This is a genomic window from Acinetobacter sp. CIP A162, assembly GCF_000367905.1.
GTDB classification, from domain to species: Bacteria; Pseudomonadota; Gammaproteobacteria; order Pseudomonadales; family Moraxellaceae; genus Acinetobacter; species Acinetobacter lwoffii.
In genome coordinates, this window is the sequence record NZ_KB849159.1 from 397,360 (window position 1) to 413,439 (window position 16,080).

Below are 16,080 nucleotides of genomic sequence, written 5' to 3' on the forward strand. Positions count from 1 at the left end.
AAACCTAAAGTATCCCCGGAAATGTAGATTTTATTTCGCGAAAAGGCAAGCAGTTCCATGTTTTTCTTCGAATTGTTTGACCCAATTCTCATGTTCCTGTAATTCCTGTTCTGACGGGAGAATCACCGGTAATTCAATTTCAACTCTGGCCATCTCTGAACGGCTGTTCTGGTCTTCAGACTGGGACAGGGCATCGATATCAAAAGACACCTGTCCACCGGTCATCGCCAGATAAACATCGGACAGGATTTCCGCATCGAGCAAGGCACCGTGGAAGGTACGGTCGCGTTGTGGAATCTCGTAACGGCGCACTAAGGCATCCAGCGAGTTTTTCTGCCCTGGATGCTTGGACTTGGCCAGTGCCAGAGTATCGGTGACGTCACAGACTTCGGAGAGCGCCTTAAAACCTGCGCGTTTGAATTCCATATCCAGGAAGTTCATATCGAAGGTCGCGTTATGCGCAATAATTTCCGCGCCGTGTAAATAGTCAAACAGTACCTGAGAAATTTCTTCAAACAGCGGTTTGTCTTGCAGGAATTCGTCGGTGATCCCGTGGACATTCACGGAATCGCCGACCGGTGTTTTCGGATTGATATAGATATGAATCGAGCTGCCGGTCAGTTTGCGGTTAATCATTTCCAGCGCGCCGACTTCAATAATCCGGTCACCATCCTGATAATAAAAACCGGTGGTTTCAGTATCCAGAATCAGCTGTCGTGGGCCATGCAGCTGTAACTTGGCCGGTGTAATGACAATTTGCGGATGTATCTCAGTCGAGGCAGATGCGTCTGAAGATGAAGCATCTTCATTGCTGTCCGTTGCTAAAACTTCAGTCTGTACAATTTCTTCAACAGTCACTTCGATGATTTCTTCCGGCAGGTCTTCCAGCTCTTCTTCACTCTCAGCCAGATCCAGACCGAAAGGATCATCTAGCAACCAGTCGGGTTCAGATTTTTTTTTATCTTCAGACATTGAAAGGCTTTGCTTGGATTTTTTCAGGGTTTCATCAGCACCCAGATTGGCCAGCTGATCGGCCATTTCATTGCCCGGATGTCCAGCATGACCTTTGACCCAGTGCCATTCAATATCGCGTCCTTGACAGACTTCATCGAGTTTTTGCCACAGATCCGGATTTTTGACGTCTTTCCAGTTTTTCTTTTTCCAGCCATGAATCCATTCGGTAATGCCTTGTTTGACGTACTTGGAATCGGTATAGATCACCAGTTTGTCTTGCTTGTCACAAAATAAAATGCCTTCAATCGCAGCCGTCAGTTCCATACGGTTATTGGTGGTATGATCTTCACCGCCACAGATTTTGTGTTCTTGTTGGCCGTTAACAATGTACGCACCCCAACCGCCTAAACCCGGGTTGCCGCGACAGGCGCCATCAACATAAAGTGTGATAGTGTGTGACATAGATTAAATCCGATCAAAATAGAACAAGCTGGAAGGCTTATTGTATAGCGCAAATGCAGTCGATCAATCTATATGTCCGGGATTTTTTAATTTCTTGTAACATTTAACGTGAAATCGCGGTAAATTATTGGCTTGAGTCTTCGACATGCTTCACTACAATGGCATATCTAAAAAATAAATTTATATACGAGTTGTTTGGATTTTTTTATGTATAAACCAACCGCAATTTTGTGGCAGCCGACATTACCTACATTTTTAAAATATTCTGTACTGGGAACTGCACTTGCTTCCCTAGGACTGACGGGCTGTTCATCTACACAAAGTGCGACCCAAACAGCATCAAGCAAGCAGGTTGGATCACAATATCTGGATGCCAGCAGTCTGGATGGACTCGAAGATTTACTCTCTGCAACGGATATGCGTGCAGTCGAAGGCGACCGTTTACAGATTCTGAAACATGGTGATGTCTGGAAACGCATGACCGTGGGTTTCAAGATGGACTTAAGTGTCTGGAATCCGCGGATTGATGCGCAGCGTGGCTGGTTTATTTCACGTCAGCCTTATCTGGATCGCTTAAGTGCGCGTGCATCACGTTATTTATATTACACAGTAAAAGAAGCAGAACGCCGTGGCATGCCGACCGAGTTGGCACTGTTACCGATTATTGAAAGTTCTTATGACCCGGCAGCGACCAGTAGTGCGGCGGCAGCAGGTTTATGGCAGTTTATTCCAAGTACCGGCCGCATTTATGGTCTAAAGCAGACTTCTTTATACGATGGTCGTCGTGATGTAGTGGAATCGACCCGTGCAGCCTATGAATTTTTAGGCAGTCTGTATAACCAGTTTGGTTCTTGGGAATTGGCGCTCGCTTCTTATAATGCCGGCCCAGGCCGTATTCAGCAGGCGATTAACCGTAACAAAGCTGCAGGTCTGCCTACCGATTATTGGTCATTGAAACTACCACAAGAAACCATGAGTTACGTGCCACGTTTCCTGGCGGTTGCACAAATTATTAAAAATCCGGGCAGTTATGGGGTGAGTTTGCCACCGATTGCCAACCGTCCGCATTTTCGTGAAGTACCGGTCGGTGTTGCCAGTTTAAATGAAATTGCAGCGATTACCGGTTTGAGCCGTGCAGAACTGTATCAATTAAACCCGGGTCATCGTGGTGATCATATTGATCCTGCAAGTCCGCGCCGTATTCTGATTCCTGCTGACTTAAGTCCTTCAGTGGATGAGAAGCTGAAAAAATTATCCGGTTCAGGTGGTTTATGGGCGAGTAACACGAACAGCTTGCCGCGAAATACGACGACAGTGGTGCCCACCAGAGCTGCACCGCCAGAATTAAATACCAAAACGATTACACCTTCTAAACAGACTCCGCCAGCGGTTGTTAGTAATCAGCCTGCAACGACCGTTGCTAAAACAACGACTCCGGCTAAAGCTGCAAGTACGCCACCTGTCGTCACAGCAGCGGTAAGTACCGCGACAACGGCAAATACTGTGACCCAGACTACGAAAAAGATTTCGACGCCTAAAGGCTCATCTGCCTTGGCCAGTTTTGCGGCACAAAGTGATTTGCCAATTCCAAGTGCGCCGCGTATTCCGGTAGCTGTAACACCTGCAGCGCCAGCGAAACAGATTCAGGTCGAACCACCGATTTCGGCAGCTGAGCGTCAGCAAGTTCAGCAGGCGGTCATCGCACAGGATATTCAGAAAACTGTAGATGAAATTCTGCAGCCTGTTGCAACACCGGCAGAACAGGCCCAAGTGGTTGAAGAGCTGAAAGCATTGGCGCCGGCTGGCACAGAAATTGTTGATCCTTATGACGGTAAAATCAAGCTGACTGCCATTCAAACCAGCCTGTCTGTTGCTGAGCAGCAAGGCAAAGAGCTCACCAAAGGCTTTTCTTATCCGAAAGAAGTTGCTGACAATACCACTGCGAACTCGGTTGAAGCCAAGCTAAATCAGGGCAAAAATTACGTCAAGACGGATTCTGAAGTGGTAGTGGTTGCTCCAAAAGGAAAACGCAGTACCTATAAGGTGTTACCAGGTGATAATCTGGCAATGATTGCGGCTAAAAATGGGGTGAACTGGCGTGATGTGGCGAAATGGAACCAGATTGATCCAAATTCTCCACTGTATGTGGGCACCACCATTTATCTGTATGATGCCAAACCTGTACAGGAAGCCAGCAAAGCCAAAGAAAAGCCGGAAACTTATGTCGTTCAGGCCAATGACTCTTTGACTAGCGTAGCGACCCAGTTTGGTTTTAGCGTGAAACAACTGGCTGATTTTAATGGACTGAATAGTAATAGCGGTCTGTTTGTTGGGCAAAAGCTGTCATTGAAAGATACAGGGCAGTCCAAAGCCAAAGTTGAAGACACGAAAAAAGCTGAAACTGTCAAGGTTCAGACCAAATCCTATACAGTGAAACGTGGTGAGTATCTGAAACTGATTGCCGATCGTTATGGGCTTTCAAATGCTGAACTGGCATCCTTGACTTCAGGTCTGACTGCCGGTAGCAGTCTGATGGTGGGACAGAAAATCAATGTACCACTTCAGGAAGTTGAAGGGCTAACGGCATCTAGCCAGAAAACTGAGCAGAAGTTTGAAAATGTCAAAGTCGATCAGACTGCGACTGAAAACTATCAGGTCAAACGCGGTGAAACCCTGTATAGCATTGCCAGTCAAAGCAAGCTGAGTGTTTCTGAACTGGCTGCATTGAATGGGTTGTCTGCCAATAGTGGTTTACGTATAGGTCAGACCATCAAGATTCCAGCCGGCAGTCAGATCCCTGAAACCTATACGGTTCAATCGGGTGATACGTTGACTGGCATTGCCGCAAGATACAATCTGTCAATGGACCAGGTGGCGAGCCTGAATGGCATGTCACGTAATGCCGGTTTGCGTGTGGGACAACGCCTGAAACTGAGTGGTGACGTGACAGAGCCGGTATCTGAAGTGGTTGTGGAAACTGCGGCAAAAAATACAAAATCGGATTCGCATGTGGTGAAATCAGGCGAAACCTTGAGCTCTATTGCGCGTCAGTATCATTTACAACTGCAATATCTGGCAGATTTGAACGGCCTGAATACCAATAGCACAGTGCGTATTGGTCAGCGTTTAAAAATTGAGGGTGACTTTCCGGCAGATAAAAAAGTTGAAGGCGTGAAAGTGGCAGCTAAGCCTGTAGCTTCTAAGGCAACTGAATCCTATACGGTAAAATCCGGTGAATCCCTGAATGTAATTGCCAGCCGTTTAGGCATAAGCGTGACCGACCTGGCTCAGTTAAATAATCTGAGTCCACGCGCAGGATTGCGTGTCAGTCAAACGATCCAGATTCCAAAACTGGTGACGGATTATAAAGTCAAACGCGGTGATACCTTAATCGGTCTGGCTTCACGTTATGGTCTGAACAGCAATGAACTGGCGGAAATGAATGATCTCAAACCAAATACACAATTGCGTATTGGTGATGTGATTAAAGTGCCGAATTAATGAATGGATCATGAGATTCGCGCATTTATTTAAAACTTTCAGATTGATCTGGCTAGCCCCGCTGCTCGTAAGTAGCAGTTGGGCAGCCCTGATCACCACCCCATATATTGCACTACATAGCCAGCCGAAATATGCCCAGGCCAAATCCCTGCCTTATGCCAATCCGCAAGCACCGAAAGGCGGTACGCTGATTCTGGCAGCTGATGGCAGTTTCGATAATTTGAACAGCATGAATGGCAAGGGCAATGTCACTGAGGGGGGCAACTATATTTTTGACAGTTTGCTGTCCAAGTCACTGGATGAGCCCGGTGTGTACTATCCTTTGCTGGCGGAAAAAGTCAGTTTTGACCCCAAGAAAACTGCCTTTATTATTTTTCATTTAAATCCGAAAGCACGGTTTAGTAATGGCCAGCCGGTAACTGCACAAGATGTCAAATACAGTTTTGAACTGTTTCAGACCCAGTCCAATTTTGGCCTGCAGATGTATTTGGCTGATTTAAACCGGCTGGAAGTCCTGTCACCTTTACAGGTCAAAATGCATTTTAAATCCGGACATAATCCGGAAATGGCGATGATTGTCGCGCAGATGCCCATTTATTCTAAACAGGAATGGCAAAAACGTAATTTTAAAGAATTGACGCTGAAACCGATGCTGGGTTCAGGGCCTTATGTCATTGAACACATAGATGCTGGACGTAGTATTAGCTACAAACGCAATCCCCGATACTGGGGCAAAGACTTGATGGTCAATCGCGGGCGTTATAATTTTGACCGGATCAAGTATCGTTATTATCGTAGTCCTGAAATCAAGTTTGAAGCTTTCAAGTCGGGCCAATTTACCTTGCATGAGGAAAAACAGGTCAACCGCTGGGTGAAAGACTACCAGTTTCCCGCCGTTCGGCAAGGACAGGTGCAGCGTTACCGCTTTCAGCATCACAACCCGATTCCGACCCAGAGTCTGATATTCAATACCCGCCGTCAGCCTTTTGCCGATATCCGTTTCCGCCAAGCCTTGAGTTTTGCCTATGACTTTGAATGGCTGAATAAAGCCATGTTCTATGGTGAATATCAGCGCCTGAACAGCTTTTTTTCCAATAGCGAGCTTGCATCTCATGGACGGCCAGGCATTCAAGAACTGCACATTTTAAAACCCCATTTAAAGCAGCTTGATCCGGTTCAACGTCAGGCGGTACTTGAGGACTGGAAATATCCTCAGTCAGATGCCTCCGGTTTTAACCGGAACAATCTGTTAAAGGCCCGTCAATTGCTATTAAAGGCAGGCTATCGTTATCAACAGGGGAAGTTGGTCAATGCTGCGGGTCAACCGGTACAGATTGAGTTCCTGTTACATCAGGCGGAACAGCAACGTGATCTGATGCCATATCTACGTCATTTAAAACGCTTGGGCATTCAGGCCAGCATTCGTATGGTAGAAACCGCGCAATATTATGAACGGCTGCGGAATTATCAGTTTGATATGATTGTCGATACCATGCCGCAATCCCTGACACCGGGGCAGGAGCAGAAACAGTTCTGGGGCAGTCAGGCCGCCACGCAGCCAGGTAATTATAATTATGCCGGCATTCGAAATCCGGCCATTGATGCCGTCATTCAGCAGGTGACACAGGCTCAAAACCGTGAACAGCTGGTGAATAGTACCCGAGCATTAGACCGTTTACTGCGTGCAGGCTATTATCATATTCTGACTTATGGTACGGGCGAATACTGGTATGCTTACTGGAATATGTATCAGCAGCCGCAACGAAAACCTAAACTCTCCGCCGGGATTGATTACTGGTGGGTCGATGCGGCAAAGGCCAGACATGTGGCTGATTATTTCAAACAGCATTAAGCTCCAAGCCTATCAAGGAGTGCCATGAGCACTTATATTCTCAAACGTCTGTTGCTGATGATTCCAACCTTGCTGATCATTTTGCTGATCAATTTCATGGTGATCCAGCTGGCACCCGGTGGTCCGGTGGAGCAGGTGATTTATCAGGCGCACCAGGTCAATGGTTTGACGCATACCGGATTGCAGTATCAGGGAAAGCAAGGCCTCACACCGGAGATGCTTGAGCAGATCAATACCCAATACGGCTTTGACCAGCCGCTGCATATCCGCTTTTGGGAAATGGTAACGCGTTATGCGCAGTTTGATCTGGGGCAGAGTTTTTTCAAAGACAAGCCTGTGACTGAACTCATCTGGGAAAAATTTCCGGTATCGCTTTCTTTAGGCCTGTGGAGTACTTTGCTGATTTATCTGGTCTCCATTCCTTTAGGGATCAGTAAAGCCCGCAAACATGGCAGTCTGTTTGATCAGACCACCTCTCTAGTTTTGGCCGTGGGCTATGCCATTCCAGCCTTTATTTTTGCCATTTTACTCATCGTCTTTTTTGCTGGCGGGTCTTATCTGCACTGGTTTCCCTTGCAGGGAATTCGCTCTGAAAATTTTGCTGAACTCTCATTCTTTGCGAAAATTCAGGATTATTTCTGGCATATGGCCTTGCCGCTGTTGGCCATGGTGCTTGGCGGATTTGCCAGTTTGACCTATCTGGTCAAATTTTCCTTTGTAGAAGAGCTGAGCAAGCAATATGTCCTGGCTGCACGGGCAAAAGGTTTAACTGAATATGCAGTGCTATATCGGCATGTATTCCGGAATGCCATTTTAGTGCTCATCGCAGGTTTGCCCGAAGTTCTGATCGGGGTGTTTTTCGTGGGCAACCTGTTTATCGAGATTATTTTTAATCTGGATGGGTTAGGTGTTTTAGGGTTTGAGGCAATTATCCAGCGTGACTATCCGGTGATTTTTGGTACTTTGTTTATTTTCACCTTGCTCGGTCTGATACTGCGTTTACTCAGCGATTTGCTCTATCAACTGATTGATCCAAGAATTCATTTCAGTTCACGTCGAGGATCACAATAATGTCTTCCTTGATGCAAATACGCTGGCAACGTTTTAAGCAGCATAAGCTGGGCTTTAGCTGCTTCATTATTTTCAGTGCTATTTTCATCATTTCCTTGGGTGCAGAACTGATTGCTAACGATAAACCCTTGCTGGTGAAATATGATCATGCTTTTTATCTGCCCATCCTGAAATCCTATCCGGAAACCACTTTTGGTGGGGTATTTGAGACAGAAGCAGAATATAAAGATCCTGCCGTACAGCAACTGATTGCAGAAAAAGGCTGGGCGATCTGGCCCATCATTCCGTTTTCCTATCAAACGCCAAATTTTGAACTGGCTGAACCGGTGCCATCGCCCCCGAGTGCGCAAAACTGGCTGGGAACAGATGATCAGGGCCGTGATGTTCTGGCACGGATTCTATATGGTTTAAGGATTTCATTACTGTTTGGTTTTGCTCTGACTTTATTGTCTGCGGTGCTGGGAATTTTAGCAGGGGCAATTCAGGGTTATTATGGTGGATGGATTGACCTGATCGGGCAACGCATACTCGAAGTCTGGAGCGGTTTGCCGATGCTGTTTATGGTGATGGTACTGGTCAGTCTGTTTACCCCGAGTATTTACTGGCTATTTCTGATCATGCTGTTATTTGGCTGGACCACACTGGTGAGTATGGTGCGCGCTGAGTTTTTGCGCGCCAGAAATCTGGAATACGTCTGGGCAGCAAGAAGTATTGGGGCCGGGGATGGACGGATCATGTTCAAACATATTCTCCCCAATGTGATAGGTTCTAGCCTGTCACAGTTACCTTTTATGCTAACCGCCAATATTACTGCACTGACAGCGCTGGATTTTTTAGGGTATGGTTTGCCACCCGAGTCGGCATCCCTAGGGGAACTCTTGCTTCAGGCCAAAAACAACTTAAATGCACCGTGGCTGGCATTATCGGGATTCTTTAGTTTGGCAATTGTACTGAGTTTGCTAATCTATATGGGAGAAGCGGTACGGGATGCTTTTGATCCAAGAAACTAAATCACAAAAATCTTTAACCATGAAAAAATAAGCAGATAAAAATTGTGTAAATTTGACAAGACTGATTGTCAATTGTTCTGGCTTACGTTATAAACGAGTACAAAATAAAAGTAACGTATCAGGACAGATCATGACTCAATTGGCCGATTCCATTCAAATTCGCAATATCACTTTTAAAAACCGCATCATTAAAGGTGCCATGAGTGAAGCACTGGCCAATGATGCCGGCCAACCCAATCAGGCGCATTTCAAGTTGTATGAAGCATGGGCCGAAGGTGGTTTGGGTTGTGCTATTACGGGTAATGTCATGGTGGATTATCGTGCTAAGAATGAACCGGGCGTCGTAGTGGTAGAAACAGAACGCGATCTGGCGCAGCTCAAAGTCTGGGCCGACGTAGGCAAACAGCATGGCATGGTACAATTGGTCCAGTTGTCGCATCCGGGCCGCCAGTGTCCTAAGGGCCTGAATCAAGAAACGGTTGCACCGTCCGCAGTCCCATTTAGTCCGGCTTTGGCAATGAGCTTTGGAACCCCGCGGGAACTGCGTGAAGATGAAATCCTGGATATTATCCAGCGCTTTGCCACTTCGGCTGCTATCTGTGAAAAAGCAGGATTTGAGGGGGTGCAGTTGCATGGGGCACATGGTTATCTGATTAGCCAGTTTCTGTCACCGCTGACCAATAAGCGTCAGGATCAATGGGGTGGTAGTATTGAGAATCGTACCCGTTTCTTGCTGCAAACCTATCAGGCTGTTCGTGCTGCGACTTCGGAAAATTTTATTATTTCGGTTAAGCTGAATTCAGCTGATTTCCAGCGCGGCGGTATTAGCGAAGAAGATGTCATCTATGTCTTTAAAGCGATGGACGCGGCAGGCATTGATATCATTGAAGTGTCAGGTGGTAGCTATGAAGCACCTGCGATGGCCGGCGTGAAAGCAGACAAGCGCAAGGCCTCGACCATTGCCCGTGAAGCCTATTTCCTCGATTTTGCCGAAAAAATCCGTCAGGAAGTGAAGTGCTATATCATGGTCACTGGTGGATTCCGAACAGTTGAAGGCATGAATGCTGCGCTTGACAGTGGTGCCTGTGATTTTGTTGGAATCGCACGTCCCTTTGCAGTAGAACCTGACTTGGGTAATCGTCTGGTTGCAGGGCAGGATGTACGTTATGCGGTTGAGAAAATTAAAACCGGTATTCCAATGGTCGACAAGATGGCGATTATGGAAATCATCTGGTATGCCGCGCAGTTTAAGGAAATTGCTAAAGGCAAGCAGCCTAATCCGAAACTGTCACCACTAAAAGTCTTTTTGCAGTATCTGAAAGGCAATGTCAAAGCGGTAATCAAGGGACAATTAAACTCACGAAAATCGGCTTAATTTTTATCAAAAAAACCGGACACTGCAAATGTCCGGTTTTTTTAATTTCTGGCACTTAGGAGTGCTTTAGGAATAATGCATCGCCTGGGTCTGAAAAGGAAATAATAACTGGCTTAACTGACGAGTCGCCCATAAGCCTATTTCGGTGTGATGCATATGCGGTGCAGTATAAGGAATCAGTAGATCAATTTTCTGTTCAGCACCTTCACAGCGCATAAAGCGGCTTTTTAACTGATTCAAGCGCTGCTGGTCCATGCGGCTCATTGCAGGTTCAATTTTTGCTTGTGATGGCGCTGCACTACGAGAGGACAGGCGAGTTGCTAAGCTTGCACCCTGAATCCAGTCTTTAATAATCTGTTTTTCGGTTGCATTAAAAACCCCAAACATTTTACCTTCCGGATGATCTATCATTTTCCAGAAACGGCTTTGCTCCACTGGTGCATCTTTTACGATCCAGCCTTTGTCAATCATGACCTGCAAAAACTCGGCAATCTGGGCAGGATTGGATAACCAGTCATTGATGGTCTTGCCACTAAACTGGCATTTCTGATTATGAATATATTGACCAATCAGCGCTTTATTCTGGAAAACTTTTAAAGCCATCTGCCCAATATCCAGTTCCTTAATGATCTGGGAGGAACTTTTGCCGATGTCATTCAGAACATAGCCTTTTTTAATCAGTTCAAGATAAATTTGTGGATCTTCAGCTTGATTAAAATGCTGGATAAACGCTTGCAGGGATTTCTGTGCATGACCATTGTGAACATTATCAATAGTAATGTGCACATTGAAATAATGCGGATCGATACCCAGTTCAGCCAGTTCATAATTGGTGATTAACAGATGTAGCGGTAACTGTTCATAGCCGAGATTAAAGCCAATGACCAAAGGTAAATATTTGGCTGGGGCATAAGCTAGTGCTAGCTGTACGGCAGCCTGTTCGTAGTAACTGTCATCCAAATGCTCGGTGTAACTGTTCAGCTCATAATGACTCAACAGGTCCTGATACATGGTGACATGATTGGCACGCGGATGCCCTAAACCAAGCTCTTCGAGATAGATGTAAATCAAATCTTTTAGCTCGGGCTGATTACAGTTTGGCACGGTCGAATATAACCAGGAACCATCGACCAGTTTGACCGGTGCAACTTTGGCCAGGAATTCGAAAGCATGAGAAACCGTTGGAAAATATTCCCGAGGCTGCTGCTGTTTACGGCGATTGACATAGGCCTGGAAAGTGGCACAGATTTGATGATGTTGTTCTAAAAGATGCTGTTCAACCTGTGCGGGCTGATCTAACCATCCGAGAGTATCAATATTTAAATTTTTAATCAGATCGCTCAAATAAGATTCAGCTTTTTCAGTTTTGGTATATGTCGAAATTTCAGTATCTTGAAAAAAGTCGACCCAATCCTTAAAGCTTTTAATTTGATAATTATGATTTTTATTTGGCGATAAAGGTAAACTTAGCTCTGTGCTGACGAACATAATCTGATCCTTGCAGATTTCTCTTGATTTACCTTAACGTGCCCTCTAAAAGCAGGGTGTTGAATTTTTGTTCTAATTTATTGGTGTATTGCTTTAAATGAAAATGAACGGATATTTCTATGCATAGAAATGTTAAAACAATACAAATTGTAAAATTAAGAATGGGATGGCAGCCCCCAGAAAGAGAGCTAGATTTGAACGAATGATAAAAACAAGGTTTAAAGTTTTCAGAAATAAAATTTGCAAGATAAAAAAAGCCCGAGTCGCAATGCTCGGGCTTTTTGTTGAGATGTTGCCATCTCGAATATGGCGTCCCTACGGGGATTCGAACCCCGGTTACCGCCGTGAAAGGGCGATGTCCTAGGCCTCTAGACGATAGGGACAGTACAGAAGATAAATTTTAAAACCGCTACTTTTAGCTTGAAGTAATGGCGTCCCTACGGGGATTCGAACCCCGGTTACCGCCGTGAAAGGGCGATGTCCTAGGCCTCTAGACGATAGGGACTTAATAAAATGTACTTCTGAAAATTGGCGTCCCTACGGGGATTCGAACCCCGGTTACCGCCGTGAAAGGGCGATGTCCTAGGCCTCTAGACGATAGGGACGTTTCAGAGGTGGGCGTATAATAGGGTGAAAACAGGGGGGTGTCAAACGCATTTCCATAAAAAAAATGATTTTCTGGGTTGAGTGCATAAATTTAAAACAATCTAGAGAAAATACTGGAAAATTACATGGTTTAAGCTGGATTTTTAAGCAATTCCAGAATTGCTTCTACTACCTGCGGATGGAGTAAATAGCCGGTAATATCATGCGGGCGGTGAATATGGGTACGAATGCCGTGGTTAATAATTGCGGGTTGAAACTGAAATGGCGGTTGTGTAAGAGGAAAGGCGGTAAGAAAATCATCAGTTGAATAAAAATTTATCCAGTCGCCTGTAATTGCTGCAGGTCGTACAATGGGTTGCGGTAAATGTGACTGGATCACCTGAAAGGCTAATGGCGATCCTAAAGTAATAAAACGCTGTACGTTCAGTTCAGGATGCTGAATAAGATAATTATAGGCAATCACACTGCCCAGAGAATGAGCAATCACAATACAAGGTTTGCGACCATTCAATTGCCGGGCAATTCGCTCATGAACTTCCTTCATGAAAGCAGGATTGTCGAGATACAGATAGGTTTCAATCAGAAATTTTTGAAGCAGGCTCCGATGCAGACTGGGAAAATAATTCAGCAACAATACAAAGTCGCGCAGTGCAACATTTTTGCTTAGCGTGGTAATAAATTTGAATTTCTGTTTAAAATCCATCGGGCCATTCAAATGAAGCTGGGGAAGATCGGAAATCACGGGCTTGCGCCAGCCAGGACGTGGAACGGGTGCAGGAAGCTGAGGATGGACAGGTTGACGGAAACGAAAGCTGGGCCATTGCTGGGGCATCAAGGTTCCAGCATTCAGGATGTTGCGAACGTTATAGTGTGAAAGTAAGTCTCCATAAAATGGAATGTGAATGTGACGTCGTAAATAACTGAATCTGGCATCATGACGGTGTTTGCGAATGCCTTTTTGAAGTATATGCAGCCAGCGCTGGCGGATCGATGCAGCACTATGATGTTGCTGGTTCATTCCATGAATAAAAATAACTTTCATCGATACCTCACGGAGGTCGATCTATATATTCACAGTATAGAGAAAATTGCGGCAAGCCAAGCTGCACTTTTTGTGGCGTTAATGTTTAAATTATCTTCGATAAAACAATCATTAACAGACATTTGTATATTTATAAAAAAGGCAGAAAAAGCAGTGAATTGGTAGGTTCGGATGAAAGATTATACTGAATAGAAGAAGAATATGAATGGAACGGTAAAAGTTGAATTTAGAGTTTGGCGTGAGTCTTAGAGTAATTCCAGGAGCGCTTTAATGACGTCTGGATGCTGAATATAACCATCAATATCATGCGGATGATAGATGGAAGTATGAATCTCCTGATTGATAATCGCCGGCTGAAACTGAAAGGGTGGTTCTGATAACCGAAAGGTAGTCAGAAAGTCATCACTACAATAGAAATTTATCCAGTCACCTGAAATTGCAGTAGGTCGTACAATTGGTTGCGGCAGATGAGCCTGGATGACCCGAAATGCCAACGGTGATCCGAGGGTAATAAAACGCTTGATATTCAGCTCCGGATGCTGAATCAAATAATTATAGGCAATCACGCTCCCGAGTGAGTGTGCCACCAGAATCTGTGGCCTACTGCTATAGAGTTGATCATGAATGCGGCGGTGAACTTCCTGCATAAAATGTGGGTTGGCCAAATAAAGATAAGCTTCTAGCAAAAATTTATGCAAAAAGCTGGCGTGTAAGCTGGGAAAATAATTGATGATTACCGCAAAATCCCGCAAGGCAATATCTTTGCTTAATGCTGTGATGAACTTCAGTTTCCGATTGAAATTCAGGATATCATCAAGATTTAACTGCGGGACGTCACAAATTTGATAGGTACACTGATCTGGTGGCGGTGCCGGTTGCAGCTGTGCGGGATGTAAAAAAGGGAAATGCGGCCATTGTTGCGGCATCAGGGTGCTGGCATTCAATACGTTATGAAAATGATGCCGAGAAAGTAAATCGCCATAAAAAGGGATACGGATATGCCGTTTTAAATAAGTAAAACGGGCTTGCTGTTGAGGGTTTTTCCGGAGGCCTGTTTTGAGGAGATGCAGCCAATGTTGACGTAATGAAGTAGCCGTATACTGTTGCTTGTTCATGCCGTGAATAAACACAATTTTCATCGACGCACCCTTAAGGCTGCCCACTATGGTTATAGTATAGATAAAAAAAAGAGCGGCCGGAGCCGCTCTTTTAAAACTGATGCTTAAGACTTGTTGTGATAAAAGGCATAATAACTTGCATAACACGCTGCAATAAACAGCAGACATCCTACGAAGCTGATGCGCATTGATGGATCAAAGACCATACTGACACAGGTAATAAAACAGAACACAAAGCCCAGGATTGGCACAATCGGGAACAATGGTGCAGCGAAGCCCAGCTCTTTAGCCGTATGACCTTGTTTATACCACTGACGACGGAAGTTGAACTGGCTTAAGCAAATACTCATCCAGACCACCACCATGGTAAACGCCGCAACGCCCAGCAAGTTGGTAAAGATCGTTTCTGGCGCAAACTGTTCAGACAATAAACCTGGCAATGCACCCAGCATGGTCACCATGACTGCAATATACGGTACACCGCGAGCATTCAGTCTTGAGAATACGGCAGGTAACTGTTTGCTGTATGACAATGACCACATCATACGTGAAGCAGCAAATAGACCTGAGTTGGCAGCAGACAACAATGCAGTGATAATGACAAAGCGGATGATGTCTTCAGCATATGGGATACCAATGTGCTGGAATACGGTTACGAATGGGCTGCTACTCACGCCTTCAGCGGCTAAGCCCGCTTCCTGATGCGGAAGTAAGGCTGTTACCACGATAATGGTACCTACAAAGAAAATTAATAAGCGGAAAATTGCCGTATTAATCGCTTTAGGGACATTTTTCGCAGGATCTTCAGTTTCACCGGCAGCCACACCAATCAGCTCGGTACCAGAGAAGGCAAAGTTCACGATCAGCATCGTAGCAAAAATCGGGAATAGACCTTCAGGGAACCAGCCTTGTGCAGTCAGATTGGTAAATAAAGGTGCAGCTTCATAGCCTTGATAGCCCAGAACACCAAAGATGGCCAATAGACCTAAAAGAATAAAAGCAACAACCGTGACCACTTTCACCAGTGCCAGCCAGAATTCGGATTCGGCAAACCAGCGAGTAGAAATCATATTTAGACTAAATACGAATACACCAAAGATAATGGTCCATAACCACATAGAAATGTCCGGGAACCATTCCTGCATCAGCAAGGCCGCTGCAGTAAATTCAGTTCCGAGAGTGACCGACCACGTCAGCCAGTATAACCAGGTGATGGTATAGCCTGTGCCTGGCCCAATATAGCGTTTGGCATAAGCACCAAATGAACCAGATTCTGGCATATGAACGGCAAGTTCGCCCAAACATAGCATCACCATGTACGCGATAATACCGCCCAGGAGATAAGCGAGAATGGCACCTACAGGCCCCGTTTGTGCAATGACTTCACCCGACCCTAAGAATAGGCCTGTTCCGATTGCGCCACCAAGCGAAATCATGACCAGATGTCGAGTACTCATAGCGCGTTTTAAAGGCGCAGAATTGCCCTGATGCGTAGCATCATTCGGAGATGAGTGCATAGGAAATAAGAAATACTTCAAAGGAATGAAGCGAGCTATTGTAGTGAAAAACTACAAATCTGCAATCGAATAATAGTAATTTCG

At 45.3% G+C, this 16,080-nt stretch carries 10 protein-coding genes and 3 tRNA genes; 5 read left to right on the forward strand and 8 right to left on the reverse strand.

The features are described from left to right. Nucleotides 1-30 precede the first annotated feature (30 nt). Nucleotides 31-1,416 carry a DNA polymerase III subunit epsilon gene (gene dnaQ / locus F995_RS08160; protein WP_004646366.1) on the reverse strand — a complete coding sequence of 462 codons (1,386 nt, stop codon included), beginning with the start codon at nt 1,414-1,416 and terminating at the stop codon, nt 31-33. A gap of 207 nt (nt 1,417-1,623) precedes the next feature. Here dnaQ and F995_RS08165 point away from each other — a divergent pair, with 207 nt between their 5' ends. The 5 genes from F995_RS08165 (at nt 1,624) to F995_RS08185 (ending at nt 10,225) form a co-directional block, all read left to right on the forward strand. Beyond that, nucleotides 1,624-4,917, forward strand: a complete 3,294-nt coding sequence (locus F995_RS08165; RefSeq protein ID WP_004646367.1) for a LysM peptidoglycan-binding domain-containing protein — start codon at nt 1,624-1,626, stop codon at nt 4,915-4,917. A gap of 10 nt (nt 4,918-4,927) precedes the next feature. Further along, entirely contained in the window at nt 4,928-6,769 is a 1,842-nt protein-coding gene (locus tag F995_RS08170) for an extracellular solute-binding protein (RefSeq protein WP_004646368.1), read from the forward strand. Nucleotides 6,770-6,793: 24 nt separating this feature from the next. Then, nucleotides 6,794-7,840, forward strand: coding sequence for an ABC transporter permease subunit (locus tag F995_RS08175; protein WP_004646369.1), 1,047 nt, complete (start codon nt 6,794-6,796; stop codon nt 7,838-7,840). Next, entirely contained in the window at nt 7,840-8,850 is a 1,011-nt protein-coding gene (locus tag F995_RS08180) for an ABC transporter permease (protein WP_004646371.1), read from the forward strand. The genes F995_RS08175 and F995_RS08180 overlap by 1 nt, the downstream gene beginning before the upstream one ends. 130 nt (nt 8,851-8,980) lie before the next feature. Then, complete coding sequence (locus tag F995_RS08185; protein WP_004646372.1) at nt 8,981-10,225, forward strand: NADH:flavin oxidoreductase/NADH oxidase family protein; 1,245 nt, start codon at nt 8,981-8,983, stop codon at nt 10,223-10,225. Between the two features lie 66 nt (nt 10,226-10,291). On the opposite strand, the gene F995_RS08190 is transcribed toward F995_RS08185, so the two are convergent. From F995_RS08190 to F995_RS08225, 7 genes are all read right to left on the reverse strand, one after another. After that, nucleotides 10,292-11,713 carry an iron-containing redox enzyme family protein gene (locus F995_RS08190; protein ID WP_004646373.1) on the reverse strand — a complete coding sequence of 474 codons (1,422 nt, stop codon included), beginning with the start codon at nt 11,711-11,713 and terminating at the stop codon, nt 10,292-10,294. 307 nt (nt 11,714-12,020) lie between these two features. Continuing rightward, nucleotides 12,021-12,096 (reverse strand) — tRNA-Glu (locus tag F995_RS08195). A gap of 46 nt (nt 12,097-12,142) precedes the next feature. Next, nucleotides 12,143-12,218 (reverse strand) — tRNA-Glu (locus tag F995_RS08200). Between the two features lie 24 nt (nt 12,219-12,242). Next, nucleotides 12,243-12,318: transfer RNA gene (locus tag F995_RS08205), tRNA-Glu, on the reverse strand. A 131-nt stretch (nt 12,319-12,449) separates the two neighbouring features. After that, nucleotides 12,450-13,361, reverse strand: coding sequence for an alpha/beta fold hydrolase (locus tag F995_RS08210; RefSeq protein ID WP_004646374.1), 912 nt, complete (start codon nt 13,359-13,361; stop codon nt 12,450-12,452). A 245-nt stretch (nt 13,362-13,606) separates the two neighbouring features. After that, nucleotides 13,607-14,500 (reverse strand): alpha/beta fold hydrolase, encoded by an 894-nt coding sequence (locus F995_RS08220; protein ID WP_004646375.1) that lies wholly within the window; start codon nt 14,498-14,500, stop codon nt 13,607-13,609. An 83-nt stretch (nt 14,501-14,583) separates the two neighbouring features. Then, nucleotides 14,584-15,996, reverse strand: a complete 1,413-nt coding sequence (locus F995_RS08225; RefSeq protein ID WP_004646376.1) for an amino acid permease — start codon at nt 15,994-15,996, stop codon at nt 14,584-14,586. Nucleotides 15,997-16,080 lie beyond the last annotated feature (84 nt).